Origin of the sequence: Bradyrhizobium diazoefficiens (genome assembly GCF_016616235.1) — a bacterium.
Classification (GTDB): Bacteria; Pseudomonadota; Alphaproteobacteria; order Rhizobiales; family Xanthobacteraceae; genus Bradyrhizobium; species Bradyrhizobium diazoefficiens_H.
In genome coordinates, this window is sequence record NZ_CP067100.1 from 4,680,032 (window position 1) to 4,698,428 (window position 18,397).

The window sequence follows — 18,397 nt, forward strand, 5'->3', positions numbered from 1 at the left end:
TCCTCCGCTTATAGCATTGTCAGTTGAATTTCAGCTCGTCAGTGCCGATCTCGGCGAAATACGGCGCCAGCATCTCTGGCGTCACATCCTCGATCCGTGGCGGCGACCAACTCGGATTGCGGTCCTTGTCGATCACGGCGGCGCGCACGCCTTCGCGAAAGTCGTCGCTGCGGAACACCTCCAGCGCGGCGCGATATTCGCGCACCAGGCACTCCTCCAGATTTGAGGCGGTGCGCGCCAGCCGCAGCAGCTTCAGCGTCACCGCCATGCCGCGCGGCGATTTCTCGCCCAGCGTCTTCAGCGTGGCCAGCGCGAACTCCGAGCCGTCGCGCTCGAGCGCCGCAAAAATGTCTTCCATGCGATCGAAACCGAACAGCGCGTCAATGATCGGCTCCTTTGCGGCGACCGGCCCGGCGGCCTCGCCGGTCGCAAAACCGTCGATGACCTTGGTGACCTCGGCCGCGCTCACGCCTTGACGAACCCTGGTCAGCGCCTCGCGCAACTCCGGCCACTTTGCGGCCGGGACCATGGCATCGGCGAATTTCGCGTGGATCGCGTCGGGGCCGTTCATGGTCTGGCCGGTCAGACCAAAATAGGTCCCGATCTCGCCGGGCGACCGCGACAACAGCCACGTGCCCCCGACATCAGGGAAGAAGCCGAGCCCGACCTCGGGCATCGCGAGCTTGGTGCGATCGGTGACGACGCGATGGCTCGCATGGGCGGAGAGCCCGACGCCGCCGCCCATGACGATGCCGTCCATAAAGGCGACATACGGCTTCGGGAACTTCTTGATCCGGGCGTTGAGGATGTACTCCTCCCGCCACAGGATCTTGCCGAGATCACCCTTGACCTTCGCGCTTTCCCAGAGCGCGCGGATGTCACCGCCGGCGCACAGGCCGCGCTCGCCCGCACCTTCCAGCACGATCACGGCAACGGCCGGATCGCTCTCGAAACGGTCGAGCGCCTTGTCGATATCGCGAAACATCTCCAGCGTGATGGCATTGATCGCCTTGGGACGGTTGAGCCGGATGATGCCGGCCGTGCCCTCGACACGGGCGACGAGATCGCCCTCTTCCACCGAACTCATCGCGCGCCCTCGATCAGCTTGCGCGCGACGATGAGCCGCATGATTTCATTGGTGCCTTCGAGGATCTGGTGCACGCGCAGATCGCGCACGATCTTCTCGATGCCGTATTCGCTGAGATAGCCGTAGCCGCCGTGCAGCTGGAGCGCGTGGTTGGCGACCTCGAAGCCGACATCGGTGCCGAAGCGCTTGGCCATCGCACAGAGCATGGTGGCGTCGGTGTCCTTGCGGTCGAGCGCCGCAGCGGCGCGCCACAGGAAGGTGCGCGCGGCCTCCAGCTCGATCGCCATGTCGGCGAGACGGAATTGCAGCGCCTGGAATTCGTCGAGACGCTTTCCAAACGCCTTGCGCTCCTTCATGTAGGCGCGCGCTTTGTCGAGCGCGGTCTGCGCGCCGCCGAGCGAGCAGGCCGTGATGTTGAGGCGGCCGCCGTCGAGGCCAGCCATCGCGATCTTGAAGCCGACGCCCTCCTCGCTCAGCCGGTTGGCGACGGGCACGCGGGCGTTCTCGAACACGACAGCGCGGGTCGGCTGCGCGTTCCAGCCCATCTTGCGCTCATTGGCGCCGAAGGAGACGCCCGGTGTGTTGCCGTCGATGACGAGGGTCGAGATGCCACCCGGACCGTCGCCGCCGGTTCTGACCATCGCGACCAGCAGATCGGTGCCGCCGGCACCCGAGATGAATTGCTTCTGGCCGTTGAGGACGTAATGGTCGCCATCGCGCACCGCGCGGGTGCGCAGCGCCGCAGCATCGGAGCCGGCACCCGGCTCGGTCAGGCAGTAGCTCGCGATCAGCTCCATGCTGCAGAGTTTTGGCAGCCATGTATGGCGCTGGGTGTCGTTGCCGAAGGCATCGATCATCCAGCTCGCCATGTTGTGGATGGAGATGAAGGCCGAGGTCGTCGGGCAACCCGTCGCCAGCGCCTCGAAGATCAGCGCCGCATCGAACCGCGACATTGCGGAGCCGCCGACATCCTCGCGGATGTAGATGCCGCCCATGCCGAGGCCTGCTGCCTCGCGCATCACGTCAACGGGGAAATGCTTCTCCTCGTCCCAGCGCAGCGCGTGCGGCGCGATCTTCTCCGCCGCAAACGCCAGCGCCATGTCGCGAACCGCGATCTGATCCTCATTCAGGGCGAACTGCATGTCGAGCTCGCGCTGTTTGAGTTACTTCATCGTCGGGATCGAGAACTCCGCGCCTTCCTTGACGCCGGACGGCCAGCGCGAGGTGACCGTCTTGGTCTTGGTGTAGAAGCGGATCGAGTCCGGGCCGTGCTGGTTGAGATCGCCGAAGCCCGACTTCTTCCAGCCGCCGAAGGTGTAATAGGCGATCGGCACCGGGATCGGCACGTTGATGCCGACCATGCCGACGTTCACCTTGGCCGCGAAATCGCGGGCGGCATCGCCGTCGCGGGTGAAGATGGCAACGCCGTTGCCGTAGTCGTGATCGGACGGCAGCGCCAGCGCTTCCTTGTAATCGTGCGCACGCACGACCGAGAGCACCGGGCCAAAGATCTCTTCCTTGTAGATCCGCATGTCCTTCGTGACGTTGTCGAACAGCGAGCCGCCGAGGTAGAAGCCGTTCTCGTAGCCCTGCATCTTGAAGCCGCGGCCGTCGACGGCGAGCGTCGCGCCTTCCTTGATGCCGATATCGATGTAGCTCTTGACCTTCTCGACCGCCTCGCGCGTGACGAGCGGACCGTAATCGGCCGACGGATCGATCGAGGTGCCGATCTTGAGCGACTCGACGCGCGGGATCAGCTTGTCCATCAGGCGATCCGCGGTGGTCTTGCCGACGGGAACGGCGACCGAAACGGCCATGCAGCGCTCGCCGGCCGAGCCGTAGCCCGCGCCGATCAGCGCGTCGACCGCCTGGTCCATGTCAGCGTCGGGCATGATGATGGCGTGGTTCTTGGCGCCGCCGAAACACTGGCAGCGCTTGCCGGTCTGGGCTGCGCGCTCGTAGATGTACTGCGCGATCGGCGTGGAGCCGACGAAGCCAACGGCCTTGATGTCGGGATCGTCGAGGATGGCGTCGACCGCTTCCTTGTCGCCGTTGACGACGTTGAGGATGCCGGCCGGCAGGCCCGCCTCGATCATCAGCTCGGCCAGCTTCATCGGCACGCCGGGATCGCGCTCGGACGGCTTGAGGATGAAGGCGTTGCCGCAGGCGATGGCGGGGGCAAACTTCCACATCGGGATCATCGCCGGGAAATTGAACGGCGTGATGCCGGCGACGACGCCGAGCGGCTGGCGCAGCGAATAGATGTCGATGCCAGGGCCGGCGCCTTCGGTGTATTCGCCCTTCATCAGATGAGGAATGCCACAGGCGAATTCCGCGACCTCGAGCCCGCGCTGGATATCGCCCTTGGCGTCGGGAACGGTCTTGCCATGCTCGCGGGCGAGCAGCTCGGCAAGCTTGTCGTAGTCGCGCTGCACCAACTCGACGAACTTCGTCATCACGCGGGCGCGGCGCTGCGGATTGGTCGCAGCCCATTCCGGCTGCGCAGCGCGGGCGTTCTCGACCGCGGCGCGAACCTCGGCCTTGGATGCCAGCGCCACCTTCGCCTGGACGTCACCGGTCATCGGCTCGAAGACGTCTGCCGTCCGGCCCGACGTGCCCTTCACTTCCTTGCCACCGATGAAATGTCCGACTGAACGCATGGAATGATCTCCTTGAGGGCTTGAACGCTTTGACAAATCCTATCGACCTGCATTTATTGGGATTCAAGTCCGAGATAATGCACCATAGATGTGCGAAAATGCTGGATCAAGGCGCTATCGACTGGGACGACTTCCGCTTCGTGCTGGCCATCGTGCGGGGCGGCTCGGTCTCGGCTGCCGCAAAGCAGCTCGGCGTCGACCACGCCACCGTGATCCGCCGCGTCGACCGGCTGGAGAAGCACCTCTCGGCAAAGCTGTTCGACCGGCGCAAGACCGGTTATCTCCTCACCGAGGCCGGACAGCGGGTCGCCGACAGCGCCGAAGCCATGGAATCCACCATCGTCGCCAACCAGGAGCAGGTCGGCGGCTCGGTGGCGCGGCTGACCGGCACGGTGCGGATCGGTGCGCCCGACGGGTTCGGCACCGCGTTCCTGGCGCCGCGGCTGGTGCCATTCGCGGACCGGTATCCCGATCTCGATTTGCAACTTGTGGCCACGGCGCGGCTGTTCAGCCTATCCAAGCGCGAGGCGGATATCGCGATCAGCCTGACCATGCCGAAGGAAGGCCGCATCGTCGGCCGCAAGCTGCTGGACTACCGCCTCGGGCTGTATGCCGCCCCTGCCTATCTCGACCGCTTTCCCGCCATCGCATCACGCGAGGTGCTGCCGCAGCACCGCTTCGTCGGCTACATCGAGGAGCTGTTGTTCACGCCGGAGCTCGACTATCTGCCGCAGGTGTCGCCACGGATTTCCGCACGTTTGCGGAGTGCCAATCTGATCGCGCAGCTCAACGCCACTCTCGCCGGCTTCGGCATTGCCGTGCTGCCGCATTTCATGGCGAGCGATTATCCGCAGCTTGTCGCGGTGCTGCCGGAGGAGATTTCGATCACGCGGACGTTCTGGATGCTGATGCACGCCGACAGCAAGGATCTCGCACGGATCAGGGCGGTGGCGGACTACATCAGCGAGATCGTGGAGCGCGAGCGGACGTTGTTTGCGGGACGGTAAAGGTCCCGTAGGGTGGGCTAAGGCGCGAAGCGCCGTGCCCACGATCTTTCTCCGGCGGCGACAGATGGTGGGCACGCTACGCTTTGCCAACCCTATAGCACCTGGGCTTACTGCTTCGCCTTCTTCGCCGCCGTCACCTTCGGCTCACGCCGCGCGCCCTCGAGCGCGTTGTCCCTGCCGGCCTTCAGCACCTCGTCCGACAGCTCGCTGGAGCCGGCGATGCGGGCCAGCAGCATGGTGCCGGCCATCGTGGCCAGCGTCGCGATCGCCTGCTTGCGCGCGGCCTTCCGCGGCAGGTTCGGGATGAAATCCGTCATCATCTCGATCATCTCATCGAGCTTGCTCGCGAATGCCTTTCGCGTCTTTGGACTCTCGCGGGCAATCTCGGCGCCGAGCGCCGGGATCGAGCAGCCATGGCCGGGATTGTCGCGGTGCAATGCGGAGAGATAGGTCTCGACGATCTGCGTGAGCTGCTTCTCCGGCGCGACCTGACCGGACTGCTTGCGCCAGTGCTCCATCGAGCGATCCATGGCGTAGCCAAAGGCCTCGATCACCAGCGCCTCACGCGAGTCGAAATGCGCGTAGAAGCCGCCATGGGTCAGGCCCGCCTCCTTCATGAGGTCGGCAACGCCAATGCCGTGGGCGCCCTTTTCGCGCAGCCGCACGGAGGCCTTCTTCACGATGCGGTCGTGGGTTTCCTGCTTGTGTTCCCGGGAGTAGCGCATGCGGGTCTCATTGAATGTCGAAGATCATCTCATAACACAGAAATGGACCAGGCGGTGCATTAATTCGTGTTCAGACATTGCCGATCATGGAGAAGGTTGCAGTTGCATGGACCGCGAGTGCGCCCCTGCCGTCGCGCACAAAGCCCTCGGCGTAGCTCGTCTGGCGTCCCAGCTTGATGATCTTGCCTTCGGCCGAGATCAGCCCGGACCGGACTGACAGCGGGCGCAGGAACGTCAGCTTCAGGTCGAGCGTTACGGATGACTGCCCGGCCTCCAGCCGCGTCGAAATCGCGCAGCCCATGGCGGTGTCGATCAGCGCTGCCGCGGTCGCGCCGTGCAGCAGGCCGATGGTGTTTTCGAGGTCTTCCCGCGGCTCCAGTTCCATGATGATCCGGCCCGGCTCGACCACGGCCATAACGAAGCCGATCAGCTTTGCGAAGGGCGGCGGCGGCAGCCGGCCATCGCGGATGCCGAGCATGGCATCCATGCCCGACAGCCTCATCGCCACTTTTGCAACGGGGGCCGGCGCCTGCCAGTCCACTACGCGCTCGCGCCGCTGTGCGGGCGAAAACAGTTCGAGCTGGTCAGTTTCGGCCATGGCTACCCCTTTGCATGATGTACGTCATACTATGCGACGGACTTCGCACTGGCAACTCTGCCCTGCGCTTGACAAGAAGGACGTTTCGGCCCGGAAGTGGTGCCGACGCGCACCTCGCGCCTGTCCACGAAACTTCGAGATGCCCGATGGAAATGCTCAACAATCACTGCGGCGTGACACGCGATGGACGCGGCGTCGTTCATGTCGCGATCTGCAACGCCGGCTCGCTGAATATTCTGGGCTCGCCCGTGACCAACGCAGTGCGCGAAGGCCTGGAGCAGCTCGCAACCGACCGCAGCATCCGCGTCCTGGTGCTGCGCGGCCAGAGCGAGAGGAGCATGATCGGCGGCGCTGATATCAAGGAGATGGCCAGACTCGACCAGACATCGGCCGAAGCCTTCATCAGCCGCCTGCGCGATCTCTGCGAGGCGGTGCGCCAATTCCCTGCCCCCGTGATCGCGCGCATGCCCGGCTGGTGCCTCGGCGGCGGGCTCGAGGTCGCGGCCGCCTGCGACTTCCGCATCGCGGCGCATGATGCGCATTTCGGCATGCCGGAAGTGCGCGTCGGCATCCCCTCGGTGATCCACGCCGCGCTCTTGCCCCGCCTGATCGGCTGGGCCCGCGCGCGCTGGCTGGTGATGACCGCGGAAAACATCGGCGCATCGACGGCGCTGGCCTGGGGCCTGGTGGACAAGGTCGCGCCTGCGGGCGGGCTGGATGCCGAAGTCGAGCACCTCGTGCACGCGCTGCTCGAATGCGGCCCGGAAGCGCTGCGGTCGCAGAAGGCGCTCCTGCGGCAATGGGAGGAATTGCCGCTGACGGAGTCGGTGAATCTCAGCGTGAAGGTATTCGGCGAATCGTTCCTGACCGACGAGCCGACGCGGCTGATGCAGGCGTTTGTGAACCGGAAGCGGTAGGCTTTCCCGCGGTAGTGAGTGGCCCCCACGGCAAAGGTGTCGTGGCCCGGCTTGACCGGGGCATCCCAGTAGGCCGCGGCTCCTCGGTTCTAGACGCGCCGTCTCTGGAATACTGGATCGCCCGCTTTTGCGGGCGATGACAGCGAGAGATCGACCGAACAAATCTCGTCCGAACCACGACAATTTCTCATGCTTGGCGCGGTTGCATTTTTTGCGACGCATCATATGATGATCATAATCTCACAGCCACCGCAGGGAGCTCCATCATGGCCGAAGCCGCCGATCCCGTCGTCATCGTCTCCGCCGCCCGCACCCCGCTCGGCCGCTTCATGGGCCAATTGTCGCCGCTCGCTGCGCACAAGCTCGGCTCGCACGTGATCGGCGCGGCACTGGAACGCGCGAAGCTCGCACCCGAGAAAGTTGACGAGGTCTTCATGGGCTGTGTGCTGCCGGCAGGACAAGGCCAGGCGCCGGCACGGCAGGCCGCGCGCGCGGCCGGACTGCCCGATGCCACCGGCGCCACCACCGTCAATAAGGTCTGCGGCTCCGGCATGAAGGCGACCATGCTGGCGCACGACATCATCCGCGCGGGCTCGGCCGAGATCGTCGTCTCCGGCGGCATGGAGAGCATGAGCAATGCACCCTATCTGCTACAAAAAGCGCGCGGCGGCTATCGCGCCGGCCATGACCGCATCATCGATCACATGATGATGGACGGCCTCGAAGACGCTTACGAGACCGGCCGTTCCATGGGCGATTTCGGCGAAGCCACCGCCGAAGCCTATCAGTTCACGCGCAAGGACCAGGACGCCTATGCGATGGAAACGCTGAGCCGCGCCCGCAAGGCGGTCGATGGCGGTGCGTTCAAGGCCGAAATCGCGCCGATCACACTGACCGAGAAGGCCGGCCCGCGCATCATCGCTAATGACGAGCACCCGCTGAAGGTCGACCCAGCCAAGATTCCAGGTCTGAAGCCGGCGTTCCGTGCCAACGGCACCATCACGCCAGCAGCCTCCTCCGCCAATGCCGATGGCGCCGCCGCGCTGGTGCTGACCAAGCGTTCGCTCGCGGACCGCAGTGGTCTGCCGGCAATCGCCGAGATCAAGCGCCACGCCACCCACAGCCAGGAGCCGCAATGGTTCACCACCGCGCCGATCCCGGCGATCCGCAAGCTGCTCGACAAGGTCGGTTGGAGCGCGGGTGACGTCGACCTGTTCGAAATCAACGAGGCGTTTGCGGTCGTCGCAATGGCGGCGCAGCGCGATCTCGGCATCCCCCGCGACAAGCTGAACATCAACGGCGGCGCTTGCGCGCTCGGCCATCCCATCGGCGCCACCGGCGCGCGGCTGATCGTGACGCTGCTGCATGCGCTGGAGGCCAACAACCTCAAGCGCGGGGTCGCCGCGCTCTGCATCGGCGGCGGCGAAGCCACCGCGATCGCGGTGGAACGGCTGACGCACTAACAGGCGATGGCTTGAACCAAATGTCCTGAATTAAGGGAAGTCTGTCATTTCAGACTTCCTTATTCCGTGCCAGACTGCAACGATGACGCAGGTCTCCCAAAGCCTGCCAACCAAGATTGAGGCCCAATGATCTCGAACTGGCTCGCGGCGGCACTCGGCCGCCGCAACATCCATTACGGCTGGGTGATGGTCGGCGTGACCTTCCTGACCGCGCTGATCAGCGCCGGCACGGTCGGTGCGCCCGGTGTGTTTATCGTTCCCCTGCAGAAGGAATTTGGCTGGAGCACCGCGGAGATCTCCTCCGCACTGTCGATCCGCTTCATCCTGTTCGGACTGATGGCGCCGTTCGCGGCTGCCCTGCTCAATCGCTACGGCCTGCGCAACGTCACGCTGGCAGCCCAGCTCATCGTGGTCTCGGCACTTGTGCTCTCGCTCGGCATGACCGAGGTCTGGCAGCTGATTGCGCTGTGGGGCGTCGTGATCGGCATCGGCACCGGCATGACCGCGCTGGTGCTGGGCGCCACCATCGCGACGCGCTGGTTCGCGGCGCGGCGCGGCCTCGTGGTCGGCATCATGACCGCGAGCGTCGCCACCGGCCAGCTCGTGTTCCTGCCGCTGCTGGCGAGCCTGACTGAGCGTTACGGCTGGCGGCTCGCGCTCGGCTTCGTCTGCATCGCGCTCAGCGTGTCCGCCCTCGCCGTGCTGCTCGCGATGCGCGACCGGCCGAGCGATGTCGGCCTGCGCCCATTCGGCGACGAAGGCACCGCGCCGCTGCCGGCTCCGCCGCTCAGCCATGGCTCGATCACCGGCGTTGCGCTCGGCACGCTGCGCGATGCCTCGAAATCGAGTGCGTTCTGGATCCTGTTTGCCACCTTCTTTGTTTGCGGCGCTTCGACCAACGGCCTCGTCCAGGTGCACCTGATTCCGATGTGCCTCGATTTCGGCATCCCGCAGGTGCAGGCCGCAAGCCTGCTCGCCGCGATGGGCATCTTCGACTTCTTCGGCACCATCATGTCGGGCTGGCTGTCGGACCGCTATGACAACCGCTATCTCTTGTTCTGGTACTACGGCCTGCGCGGACTCTCGCTGATCTTCCTGCCGTTCAGCGATTTCTCGTTCTACGGCCTCTCCGTCTTCGCGATGTTCTACGGGCTCGACTGGATCGCCACGGTGCCGCCGACGGTGCGCCTCACCGCACAGAAATTCGGGCCCGAGCGCGCCAACCTGGTGTTCGGGTGGATCTTCGCCGGCCACCAGCTCGGCGCCGGCACCGCCGCGTTCGGCGCCGGTTTTTCGCGCACGGTCTATCAGAGCTATTTGCCCGCGTTCTTCATCGCCGGCGCGCTCTGCGTGTTCGCCTCGCTGATCGTGCTGACGCTGTCGCGGCAGCCGAAACCTGCGGTGGCACTCGCCGCGAGCAGCTGAGGCGGGCTGCTCGGATCTAGTATTTGAGCGTGGTGGTCACCCCGAACACCGCGGCGTCGCCGATCCGTGACGTCCCGGTCGGGTCGTTCGCATTTGGGATGCCGCCGGACGGACGGACCACATACTGAAAATAAGGCGCGATCAGCCAGCCCGGCTTGATGTGGGCTTCGTAGATGATTTCAAGCATGGCCTCGCTGCTGCGCACCGGACTCTGGATGCCGTTAAAGATCTGGGTGTCGACGTCGAGGCGCCCTGCAGCCTGCCCAGCGCGCCGACGCAGTCGCGGCCACCGCCTCCCGGCCCGCGTCTCGTCGGAACATCAACAAATGTTAGATGCGCCGGGAGCCCGTCAGGTGCATAGTATGGATTCTGCATTCTGCTCGCAGTCCCGGGACGTCGCTTGGGTGGTTGCCCGGTCCGAGCCCAATCTCGCCATCTTACGGGTCTGCATCTTCTTGCGCTTCGAATTGACCAAGTCAGCTAAGTGCCTGATCCAGGCCGCGGCTCTTGCGAGCCTGCTTGCAGGCTCACATGCTGGCGCACAGGAGGACAAAAAGACGGACGAGGACAAGCCCGCCGATCCCGATACCGGCGAAAGCACGGTTGAAGAAAAGACGCTGGGGCTCTTGCCGAACCCCCTTCAAAAATACGGAGTGAAGTTTGCCGCGACTTACATCGGCGAGACGCTCGGGAATGTCTCGGGCGGCCTCAAGCAAGGTGCCATCTACGAAGGCCGGCTAAATTTGGCGGTCGACGTCGATCTGCAGAAGCTTGCCGGCATCGACAAGCTGACCTTTCATGCCAACATGTTCCAGATTCACGGCCAAGGCCTGTCGCGCAACTACCTCGACAATTTTTTCGTTGTCAGCGGCATTGAAGCGCTGCCGTCCACGCGCCTGTACGAAGCTTATTTTGAAAAGCAGTGGGGCGACAAGAAGGTGTCGCTCAAATTCGGTCAGCTCGCCGCGGACAGCGAGTTCTTCAATACGAAATACACCGACGTCTTCACCAACGCTTCGATGGGCTGGCCGGCGATCACATCGCTCGACTTGCCAAGCGGCGGCCCCTCACCGCCATTGGCGGCAATGGGCACCCGCCTGCTGGTCAACATGACCGATCAGCTATCTGTTCTCGGCGGCGTGTTTGATGGCAACCAGGCAGGGCCCGGGCCAGGCGATCCGCAAGAGCGCGACAGATACGGCGTCAATTTCCGCGTCAACGATCCTCCCCTTCTCCTCGGCCAAATCCAGTATGCCTGGAACAACAGGAAGGGCGACCCCAATCTGGCCGGCCAGATCAAGTTCGGTGGGTGGCGTCACTTCGGATCATTTTCCGATCTGCAGCTTGCCAGCAATGGCGTGTCGCTCGCTGCTGCAGCCAGCAGCGGTACCCCCCTCATGTTGGCGGGCGACATCGGAGGATGGGCCGTCTTCGAGCAGCAGCTCTACCGCGTGCCGAAGAGCGACGATCGTGGGATCGGCGTGTTCGCCCGCGTTTCGGGTGCGCCGGCCGACCGCAACCTGATCGATCTCTATGCGGACGCCGGATTTGAATTCGTCGGACTGAGCGACAAGCGGCCCGACGACAAGTTCGGCATTGCGGCAGGTTACGCGCACGTCTCGAAGCGGGCCCAGGCGCTCGACGCCGACTACCGGGCGATGGTCGGATCACCCTGGCCGACGCGCAGCTTCGAAGCACTTTTGACAGCCGTCTATCAGTATCAGGTACGAGATGGCTGGACCTTTCAGCCTAATTTCCAATACATCATCCATCCCGGCGGCGGAGCGACGGACCCGTTGGGACCGGCGCCGGGCAAAGCGCTCAAGAACGCAGCGGTCCTCGGTTTGCGAACGACGCTGAAGTTCTAGGACGTGTCGCGGCGACTTGGCCTCGTTCAATACAATCGCAACCGCCGACAGGACCCCGGCGCTTCCATCAGAAGGGCATCGTCCCGGCGTGCCGATATTGCCGTTAGACTTCGCGGCCCAAACGTGGACAATGCGGCCCAAGCGCTTCGCGCGCGCAGTGCACAGCAAGATGCGCCAGAGGAAAACAAATGCCGGCTGCCTTCCCGTCGTCCGTGCCCGCCATTCCGACCACCCCCTTCACCACCGAGCTGCGCGACCAGTTGCGCGCGATCGTGGGCGAGAAAGGCCTGATCGAGGACGAGCATGGCAAGCAGCCGTTCGTGACGGATTGGCGGGGATTGCTGGTTGGGGGTGCGGGCGCCGTTGTTCGTCCTGCGAGCACCGAGGAAGTGTCGAAGGTGGTCCGGCTTTGCCATGAGCACGGCATCGCGATCGTGCCGCAGGGCGGCAACACTGGCCTGATGGGCGGGGCGACGCCCTGGCCTGCGCATACCGGCATCGTTCTGTCGCTCGGCCGCATGAACCGCGTGCTGGAGATCGATCCCGTCGGCTACGCGATGACGGTCGAGGCTGGCTGCGTCTTGCAGACGCTTCAGGAGACAGCAACCGCGCACGACCGGTTCCTGCCGCTCAGCCTCGGCGCCCAGGGCTCCTGCATGATCGGCGGCAACCTCTCGACCAACGCGGGCGGCGTGCAGGTGCTGCGCTATGGCAATGCCCGCAACCTCGTGCTGGGGCTCGAAGTGGTGCTGGCCAATGGCGATATCTGGAACGGGTTGCGTGCGCTGAAGAAGGACAACACTGGCTACGACCTCAAGCAGCTCTTCATGGGCGCCGAAGGCACGCTCGGCATCATCACCAAAGCCGTGCTCAAGCTGTGGCCGGCGCCCAAGGACGTCTGCACGGCGTGGCTGGCCGTTCGCGATCCGCGCGCGGCGCTGGAGATACTGTCCGACGCGCATGCGGCCTCCGAGGACAATGTCGGCTCCTGCGAGCTGATGAGCCGTGCCGCCATCGACATGGTGCTGCGCCATATTCCTGGCACCCAGGATCCCCTAAGAGCGGACACGCCATGGTACCTGCTGCTCGAATGGTCGTCGGCGCGGGCACGCCAGGACGGCACTGACGGCATGTCGGAGAAGATGGAGCAGTTCCTTGCCGACCAGCTCGAGGCCGGCCGCGTGCGCGACGCGGCGATCGCGCAGACCGTCGGTCAATCGCGCAACATGTGGCGCATCCGCGAGGGCGTCGCCGAGGCCTCGCGGGCCGAGGGCCCGGGGATCAGCTACGACGTTTCCGTGGCGATCTCCAAAATTCCTGATTTCATCGACAAAGGGCTCGAGGCCGTGCTCGACATCCTCCCGAGCATTCGCCCCTACCCTTTGGGACATATCGGCGACGGCAACCTGCATTTCTCGTTCATGGGGCCGAAGGAGATGGATCAGCAGGCGCTGAACCAATACACCGCCGCCATCACGCGAGCCGTGAACGATCTCATCACCTCCATGGGCGGCTCGATCTCCGCGGAGCACGGCATCGGCATCGACAAGCTCGACGAGCTCAGCCACTACCGCTCGAAGACCGAGCTCGACATCATGCGCACCATCAAGCGTGCGCTCGATCCGCAGAACATCATGAACCCCGGCAAGGTGCTGCGGCTGTGAGGGAGGCCGCGCACCCTGCCGTTTTCTCAGACGCGCGGATTGACGATTGTATAGCCCCGCAGCGAACGTGCGTGGATGCGCGTGGCGTGACCGCCTGAGTTGGCGTCATACGCCATCCAGATGTCTCCCCCGAGGTGTTGCTCCAGGACGAAGACGTGGCCGCGTCGTGCTGCAACCATTCCTGGCGCCGGCGACGTCCGCGGGAAGCGCAGCCAGTTGGACGCGAGATTCAACTCCGGCACGATCCGACCGAACACGCGCAGGGCCGCGCCGCAGCCGCAGAACGACGAAGGACAACCGGCCGGTCGACCGCCGACGATGCGGCTGCCAGAGATCTCCACCGCCGCTGCGCCACGCCCAGCGTCAGTCACTGTGAGCAGCTTTGAACGGTAGGCTTGTAACGGGTACCTGCTGGACACTCGCTCGCGGCGCGTTTGCGAATACGAGAAATCGCAGGGCATGGTCACGTTGCATTCCGGAGCTCGTTCAATCCGGTAGGGTCGTGCTTCCGAAGCGATCGAGCTAACCATAACGAAGAGACACGCAGAAAATACTTGCTTGAACATTGCAGGACTCCAAATTGGTCCTGCCCCGGCAATGAGAAACCAATAGCAGTTTGGCTGAAATGGGCCCAAAGCACGGCCGAAAATGGCTGCATTTGTGGGCCGTTCTCTTCCACCATTATATGCTGCACGTTGCGATCGAAATGATTAACTCGCAGAGTACGAACGTCTGCCTTCTGCGCTTCTAACGCCTTCTGGCATACGACAGCTGGACAATCCTATGGCCGGATCGTCATGTTCGCTGGAGGTCCTGCTTTTCGCAGCGGCTCGGCGAGGCGCGCGAACTCGCACAACAACGAACGCGTCTTGCGGGGATCGATGATCTCCTCGACCCAGAACTTTTCGGCCGAGCGGAACGGCGAGCGCAGCTTGTTGAGCCGCTCCTCGATCTCCTTCAACTTCGCCGCCTTGTCCTCGGCCGCATCGATGTCGGCACGATAGGCGGCTTCGATACCGCCTTCGAGCGGCAGCGAGCCCCAATAGGCCGATGGCCAGGCGTAGCGGATCGAGAAGCGGTCGGCGGGCTGATGCACCACGCCGGCGACGCCGAAGGCGTTGCGCAGGATCACAGTGCACCAGGGCACGGTGGTCTGGTTGACCGCGGCCATGGCGCGGACGCCATGGCGGATGGTCGCCGCCTTCTCGGCATCGAGGCCGATCATGAAGCCGGGACAGTCCATGAGATAGACGATCGGCAGATGGAAGGTTTCGGCGAAATCGACCCAGCGCACCACCTTCTGGCAGGCATCCGCGGTCCAGGAGCCGCCGTAGTGAAAGCTGTCGCTGGCAAGCACCATCACCGCCCTGCCCTCGAGCCGGGCAAGACCGACAATGATCGGCTTGCCAAAATTCCTGGCGACCTCGAAGAACGAGCCCTTGTCGACGACGGACTCGATGATCGGCCGCATCTTGTAGACCTGCTTGCGGTTGCGCGGCACCGCGTTCATCAGCGCTTCGTCGCTACGTTCGGGGTTGTCGGCGCAGGGCAAGGTCGGCGGCAGCTCGTAGACCGACGACGGCAGATACGACAGGAAACGCCGCGCGCAGGCGAAGGCCTCCTCCTCCGTATCGACGGCATGATCGACCGCGCCGGCGCGGGTCTGGATGTCGGCGCCGCCGAGCTCCTCCTTGGAGAGGTCCTGCCCCAGCGCCTTCACCACCGGCGGGCCTGCGACGAACATCGCGGACTTTCGCGTCATGATGGAATAGTGGCTGGCGGCAAGGCGCGCGGCGCCAAGGCCTGCGACCGAGCCGAGGCCGAGCGCGACCACCGGCACGCGCGACAGATTCTCGGTCGTGAAGCGATACCAGCGCGTGCCGCCAATGCCGCCCGGCAGGTTTGCCGCGCCCTTGGTCTCGATGGTCTTGACCGAGCCGCCGCCGCCAGAGCCTTCGATGATGCGGATGATGGGCAGGCGGAAGTCGTGCGCCATCTCCTCCGCCATCAGCGGCTTGGCCGAGATCGACGCATCGGCCGATCCGCCGCGCACGGTGAAGTCGTCGCCAACGACCACCACAGTGCGGCCATCGACGCGTGCGCGGCCGAACACGCAGTTCGCCGGCGTCAGTTTTTTGAGATCGCCGCCGGAATCGTACTCGCCGATGCCGGCGACGGCACCGATCTCGTGGAAGCTGCCCTTGTCGATCAGTCCGTCGATACGCTCCCGAACAGTCAGCCGGCCCTGGTCATGCTGTCGCTTGACCTTGTCAACGCCGCCCATCTCCCGCGCGAAGGCTTCGCGCCGGGCGAGCTCGTCGAGTTCCGGCTTCCAGTTCATTCACTCCCTCCGAATTGATCGGCTTGTTATTGTTGTGCACGGCCATGGCGACCGGCTTGCGCGAGATGCGATTGTTGAAGACGTCGCCTTCGGCGCCCTCCATCAGGCTGCCGAGCGAGCGGCCGAGCGCAAGCATCGGCGGCGCGACTTCGGCATGCAGGCGCTCTTCGTCGTACATCGCCGACAGAAGTCCGATCGTGATGACGACGAAGGTCTGGTACTGCGGCGACCAGATCGGCACCGCGAGGCCGTTGATGTGCGGGCTCCACAGGCCGCAGGCCACGACATAGCCGCGCTCGCGCAGCGACTGCCGGTTGGCCTCGATGCGGGGCTTGAGGATTTTTGCCGCCTCGGGCGCTTCCCGCTCCATGTCGGCGATGAAGGCATCGCTGACCTCGGGCGCCAAGGCCGCGGTGTAGGCCGCGCCCGCGGCGGTGGATGCCATGGAGATACGGCTGCCGGTGCCCTCGTGCAGGCCGAGCGCAGAGGCCGAGCGCGCGAACTGGAGATAGACCAGATGGAAGCGGTCGGGCACGACGAAGCCGACCGTGCCGGGCAGCTGCTCGGCGACTTCCTGCAGTCGCTGGCGGATCATGCTGCGCAGCTGCGCGCCCTTCATCATCGAGGCGCTCATCGCCACCGCGCTCGGGCCGATGCGATATTTCTGATCGCGCGGCAGATAGACCAGCTGTCCCATCCGCGTCAGCGTGTGCGTGAGCCGCGACACCGTCGAGCGCGGCAGGCCGCAGCGATTCGAAATCTCGAGATTGCCGAGCCGCGCCTCATGGCCCTCGAAGCATCGCAACACGTCGAACGCGCGCGACACCACTTGGATGACATCACCTTCGCCGGCGTCGCCAGCGAGCGCACCTTGCCTACTCAACCGCTCCGATCGTCGTCCCATGTTCCCTACCGTTTGTTCCGCTCTGCGGAATTAAATTCCACTTTGTGAACGACGCTACCTCAGGCATTTTGCGACGACAACAAAAAGGCGATGGCATGCCAGAAATTAAGATCGTCACCGAAATCGCCGGTCGCATCTGCGCAACTCCCGTGCAAGTTGGAGGAACCGTTGCGGATGGCGATGACGTTGTGGTGGTCGAGGCGATGAAGATGGAGATCCCCGTGCCCTCGCCCGCGAGCGGCACGATCACATCGCTGCTCGTCAAGCTCGACGACGTGGTCGCCGAGGGACAGACGATCGCGATCGTCGCGAGTTGACGGCATCAGCGCTATCTCCGCGACATTCTGTCTGCCTCATTCGTACCTTCGGGCTACAGCGTTGCCATCGCTTGATGGCGGTGACATGATCTGTCTCAAATAAAAACCTGTTTCAAACAAAGTAAGAAATTCCTCGCGATGCAAGCGAGGACCATTGGAGGGAAACATGCTTCGTGGGCTGATCATGCTCGCGCCTGCCTTGGTTGCGGGCATTTCGTTTGCGTCTACACGCTATGCATTCGCAGAAGACATCAAGCTGCCGCCGACATTGACCTTCACCGCCTATGACACCGGCACCGCCGGCTTCAACATCGCGGTCGGGGTCGGCAAGATGATGAAGGACAAATACGGCACCGACGTGCGCGTGCTCCCCGCCGGCAACGACGTCGCGCGGCTTGCACCGCTGCGTGCCAAGCGTGCGGCCTCGTCGGCGATGGGATCCGGCAGCTATTTCGCGCAGGAAGGCGTGTTCGAGTTCGGCGCGAAGGAATGGGGCCCGCAGCCGCTCCAGATCCTGCTCTCGAGCGTCGACTGCAATTGCGGCTCGCTTGGCGTTGCCGCCGATACCGGCGTGAAGGAGCTGAAAGACCTCAGGGGCAAGCGCGTCGGCTTCGTGGTCGGCTCGCCGGCGCTGAACCAGAACTCGCTCGCGGTGCTCGCCTTCGCCGGGCTGACGCAGAAGGACGTCAAGATCGTCGAGTTCGCCAGCTACGGCGCGATGTGGAAGGGCCTGATCAACAACGATACCGATGCCGCGTTCGGCACCACCATCACCGGCCCTGCCAAGGAAGCCGAGACCTCGCCGCGCGGCCTGGTCTGGCCGCCGCTGCCGGCCAAGGACAAGGACGGCTGGGCGCGGATGCAGAAGGTCGGCTCGTTCTTCTTCCCGCAGACAGCCACGTGCGGCGCCGGCATCACACCGGAGAAGCCGATCGAGCTCGGCAACTATCCCTACCCGATCTTCGTCGCCTACGCCTCGCAACCGGCCGATCAGGTCTATGCGATCACCAAGGCGATGATCGTGAACTACGATGCCTACAAGGACTCCGCGCCCGGCGCCGGCGGGCTTGCCGCCGACCGCCAGACCAAGAACTGGGTGGTGCCGGTGCATCCCGGCGCGGTGAAGGCGCTAAAGGAAGCCGGCCAGTGGAGCGACGGGCAAGAGGCGCACAACAACCAGCTGATCAAGCGCCAGGAGGTGCTCGGCGCCGCATGGACGGAGTACGGCAAGTCCAGCCCCCCGTCTGATGACAAGGCGTTCCTCGACGGCTGGATGAAGGCGCGCGCCGCCGCGCTTGCCAAGGCCGGCATGCCGAACGGGTTCGAGGATTAGGGCGGGATGGACCCGATTGTTGCCACGCAGACGGTGCGCCCCCTCTCCCGCTTGCTTGCGGGAGAGGTTAAGCCGCCCGCGGCCCGAC

General features: G+C 64.5%; 17 protein-coding genes. 8 read left to right on the forward strand and 9 right to left on the reverse strand.

All coding sequences use genetic code 11. The features are described from left to right. Positions 1-19 precede the first annotated feature (19 nt). The 3 genes from JJB99_RS22380 to JJB99_RS22390 are packed head-to-tail and all read right to left on the reverse strand — an operon-like array spanning position 20 to position 3,747. On the reverse strand, positions 20-1,087 hold the full coding sequence (locus JJB99_RS22380) for an enoyl-CoA hydratase/isomerase family protein (protein WP_200494475.1): 1,068 nt from the start codon (positions 1,085-1,087) through the stop codon (positions 20-22). Continuing rightward, positions 1,084-2,229, reverse strand: a complete 1,146-nt coding sequence (locus tag JJB99_RS22385) for an isobutyryl-CoA dehydrogenase (protein ID WP_200494476.1) — start codon at positions 2,227-2,229, stop codon at positions 1,084-1,086. The genes JJB99_RS22380 and JJB99_RS22385 overlap by 4 nt, the downstream gene beginning before the upstream one ends. Before the next feature lie 21 nt (positions 2,230-2,250). Next, positions 2,251-3,747: a CoA-acylating methylmalonate-semialdehyde dehydrogenase gene (locus tag JJB99_RS22390; protein WP_200494477.1), complete on the reverse strand. Its 1,497-nt coding sequence runs from the start codon at positions 3,745-3,747 to the stop codon at positions 2,251-2,253. Between the two features lie 98 nt (positions 3,748-3,845). On the opposite strand from JJB99_RS22390, the gene JJB99_RS22395 reads away from it, so the two are divergent. After that, the gene (locus tag JJB99_RS22395) at positions 3,846-4,754 is read left to right on the forward strand and encodes a LysR family transcriptional regulator (protein ID WP_200494478.1); all 909 of its coding nucleotides are present in this window, start codon (positions 3,846-3,848) and stop codon (positions 4,752-4,754) included. Positions 4,755-4,861: 107 nt separating this feature from the next. Here the strand turns inward: JJB99_RS22395 and JJB99_RS22400 are convergent, their stop codons facing one another. Next, a complete protein-coding gene (locus JJB99_RS22400) occupies positions 4,862-5,479 on the reverse strand; it encodes a TetR/AcrR family transcriptional regulator (protein WP_200494479.1) in 618 nt (205 codons plus the stop codon). Between the two features lie 70 nt (positions 5,480-5,549). Next, on the reverse strand, positions 5,550-6,077 hold the full coding sequence (locus JJB99_RS22405) for a PaaI family thioesterase (RefSeq protein WP_200494480.1): 528 nt from the start codon (positions 6,075-6,077) through the stop codon (positions 5,550-5,552). A gap of 146 nt (positions 6,078-6,223) precedes the next feature. Here JJB99_RS22405 and JJB99_RS22410 point away from each other — a divergent pair, with 146 nt between their 5' ends. The 3 genes from JJB99_RS22410 to JJB99_RS22420 all read left to right on the forward strand — a co-directional run bounded on the left by JJB99_RS22410 (position 6,224) and on the right by JJB99_RS22420 (position 9,882). After that, a complete protein-coding gene (locus tag JJB99_RS22410; protein WP_200494481.1) occupies positions 6,224-6,994 on the forward strand; it encodes an enoyl-CoA hydratase in 771 nt (256 codons plus the stop codon). Between the two features lie 266 nt (positions 6,995-7,260). Continuing rightward, positions 7,261-8,457, forward strand: coding sequence for an acetyl-CoA C-acyltransferase (locus JJB99_RS22415; protein ID WP_200494482.1), 1,197 nt, complete (start codon positions 7,261-7,263; stop codon positions 8,455-8,457). Between the two features lie 126 nt (positions 8,458-8,583). Continuing rightward, a complete protein-coding gene (locus JJB99_RS22420; protein ID WP_200494483.1) occupies positions 8,584-9,882 on the forward strand; it encodes an MFS transporter in 1,299 nt (432 codons plus the stop codon). A gap of 16 nt (positions 9,883-9,898) precedes the next feature. On the opposite strand, the gene JJB99_RS22425 is transcribed toward JJB99_RS22420, so the two are convergent. Continuing rightward, positions 9,899-10,087, reverse strand: a complete 189-nt coding sequence (locus JJB99_RS22425) for a carbohydrate porin (RefSeq protein ID WP_246774943.1) — start codon at positions 10,085-10,087, stop codon at positions 9,899-9,901. 157 nt (positions 10,088-10,244) lie between these two features. On the opposite strand from JJB99_RS22425, the gene JJB99_RS22430 reads away from it, so the two are divergent. After that, positions 10,245-11,750, forward strand: coding sequence for a carbohydrate porin (locus JJB99_RS22430; RefSeq protein WP_246774944.1), 1,506 nt, complete (start codon positions 10,245-10,247; stop codon positions 11,748-11,750). A gap of 188 nt (positions 11,751-11,938) precedes the next feature. Next, positions 11,939-13,414 carry an FAD-binding oxidoreductase gene (locus tag JJB99_RS22435; protein ID WP_200494484.1) on the forward strand — a complete coding sequence of 492 codons (1,476 nt, stop codon included), beginning with the start codon at positions 11,939-11,941 and terminating at the stop codon, positions 13,412-13,414. Between the two features lie 26 nt (positions 13,415-13,440). Here JJB99_RS22435 and JJB99_RS22440 read toward each other — a convergent pair whose 3' ends face one another. The 3 genes from JJB99_RS22440 to JJB99_RS22450 form a co-directional block, all read right to left on the reverse strand. After that, positions 13,441-13,980, reverse strand: a complete 540-nt coding sequence (locus tag JJB99_RS22440) for a hypothetical protein (RefSeq protein ID WP_200494485.1) — start codon at positions 13,978-13,980, stop codon at positions 13,441-13,443. Between the two features lie 215 nt (positions 13,981-14,195). After that, positions 14,196-15,755, reverse strand: coding sequence for an acyl-CoA carboxylase subunit beta (locus JJB99_RS22445; RefSeq protein ID WP_200494486.1), 1,560 nt, complete (start codon positions 15,753-15,755; stop codon positions 14,196-14,198). Further along, positions 15,685-16,659, reverse strand: a complete 975-nt coding sequence (locus JJB99_RS22450; RefSeq protein ID WP_200494487.1) for an IclR family transcriptional regulator — start codon at positions 16,657-16,659, stop codon at positions 15,685-15,687. Before JJB99_RS22450 ends, JJB99_RS22445 begins: the two co-directional genes overlap by 71 nt. A gap of 95 nt (positions 16,660-16,754) precedes the next feature. Here JJB99_RS22450 and JJB99_RS22455 point away from each other — a divergent pair, with 95 nt between their 5' ends. Together JJB99_RS22455 and JJB99_RS22460 are read left to right on the forward strand one after the other, a co-directional pair. Beyond that, entirely contained in the window at positions 16,755-16,976 is a 222-nt protein-coding gene (locus JJB99_RS22455) for an acetyl-CoA carboxylase biotin carboxyl carrier protein subunit (protein ID WP_200494488.1), read from the forward strand. Positions 16,977-17,142: 166 nt separating this feature from the next. Then, entirely contained in the window at positions 17,143-18,309 is a 1,167-nt protein-coding gene (locus JJB99_RS22460; RefSeq protein ID WP_200494489.1) for a TAXI family TRAP transporter solute-binding subunit, read from the forward strand. Positions 18,310-18,397 lie beyond the last annotated feature (88 nt).

Bases quoted from the DNA above. Each gene is read 5' to 3' on its own strand.
- JJB99_RS22380 (WP_200494475.1), bottom strand. From the start codon at position 1,087: ATGAGTTCGGTGGAAGAGGGCGATCTCGTCGCCCGTGTCGAGGGCACG.
- JJB99_RS22385 (WP_200494476.1), bottom strand. From the start codon at position 2,229: ATGCAGTTCGCCCTGAATGAGGATCAGATCGCGGTTCGCGACATGGCG.
- JJB99_RS22390 (WP_200494477.1), bottom strand. From the start codon at position 3,747: ATGCGTTCAGTCGGACATTTCATCGGTGGCAAGGAAGTGAAGGGCACG.
- JJB99_RS22395 (WP_200494478.1), top strand. From the start codon at position 3,846: ATGCTGGATCAAGGCGCTATCGACTGGGACGACTTCCGCTTCGTGCTG.
- JJB99_RS22400 (WP_200494479.1), bottom strand. From the start codon at position 5,479: ATGCGCTACTCCCGGGAACACAAGCAGGAAACCCACGACCGCATCGTG.
- JJB99_RS22405 (WP_200494480.1), bottom strand. From the start codon at position 6,077: ATGGCCGAAACTGACCAGCTCGAACTGTTTTCGCCCGCACAGCGGCGC.
- JJB99_RS22410 (WP_200494481.1), top strand. From the start codon at position 6,224: ATGGAAATGCTCAACAATCACTGCGGCGTGACACGCGATGGACGCGGC.
- JJB99_RS22415 (WP_200494482.1), top strand. From the start codon at position 7,261: ATGGCCGAAGCCGCCGATCCCGTCGTCATCGTCTCCGCCGCCCGCACC.
- JJB99_RS22420 (WP_200494483.1), top strand. From the start codon at position 8,584: ATGATCTCGAACTGGCTCGCGGCGGCACTCGGCCGCCGCAACATCCAT.
- JJB99_RS22430 (WP_246774944.1), top strand. From the start codon at position 10,245: ATGGATTCTGCATTCTGCTCGCAGTCCCGGGACGTCGCTTGGGTGGTT.
- JJB99_RS22435 (WP_200494484.1), top strand. From the start codon at position 11,939: ATGCCGGCTGCCTTCCCGTCGTCCGTGCCCGCCATTCCGACCACCCCC.
- JJB99_RS22440 (WP_200494485.1), bottom strand. From the start codon at position 13,980: ATGTTCAAGCAAGTATTTTCTGCGTGTCTCTTCGTTATGGTTAGCTCG.
- JJB99_RS22445 (WP_200494486.1), bottom strand. From the start codon at position 15,755: ATGAACTGGAAGCCGGAACTCGACGAGCTCGCCCGGCGCGAAGCCTTC.
- JJB99_RS22450 (WP_200494487.1), bottom strand. From the start codon at position 16,659: ATGGGACGACGATCGGAGCGGTTGAGTAGGCAAGGTGCGCTCGCTGGC.
- JJB99_RS22455 (WP_200494488.1), top strand. From the start codon at position 16,755: ATGCCAGAAATTAAGATCGTCACCGAAATCGCCGGTCGCATCTGCGCA.
- JJB99_RS22460 (WP_200494489.1), top strand. From the start codon at position 17,143: ATGCTTCGTGGGCTGATCATGCTCGCGCCTGCCTTGGTTGCGGGCATT.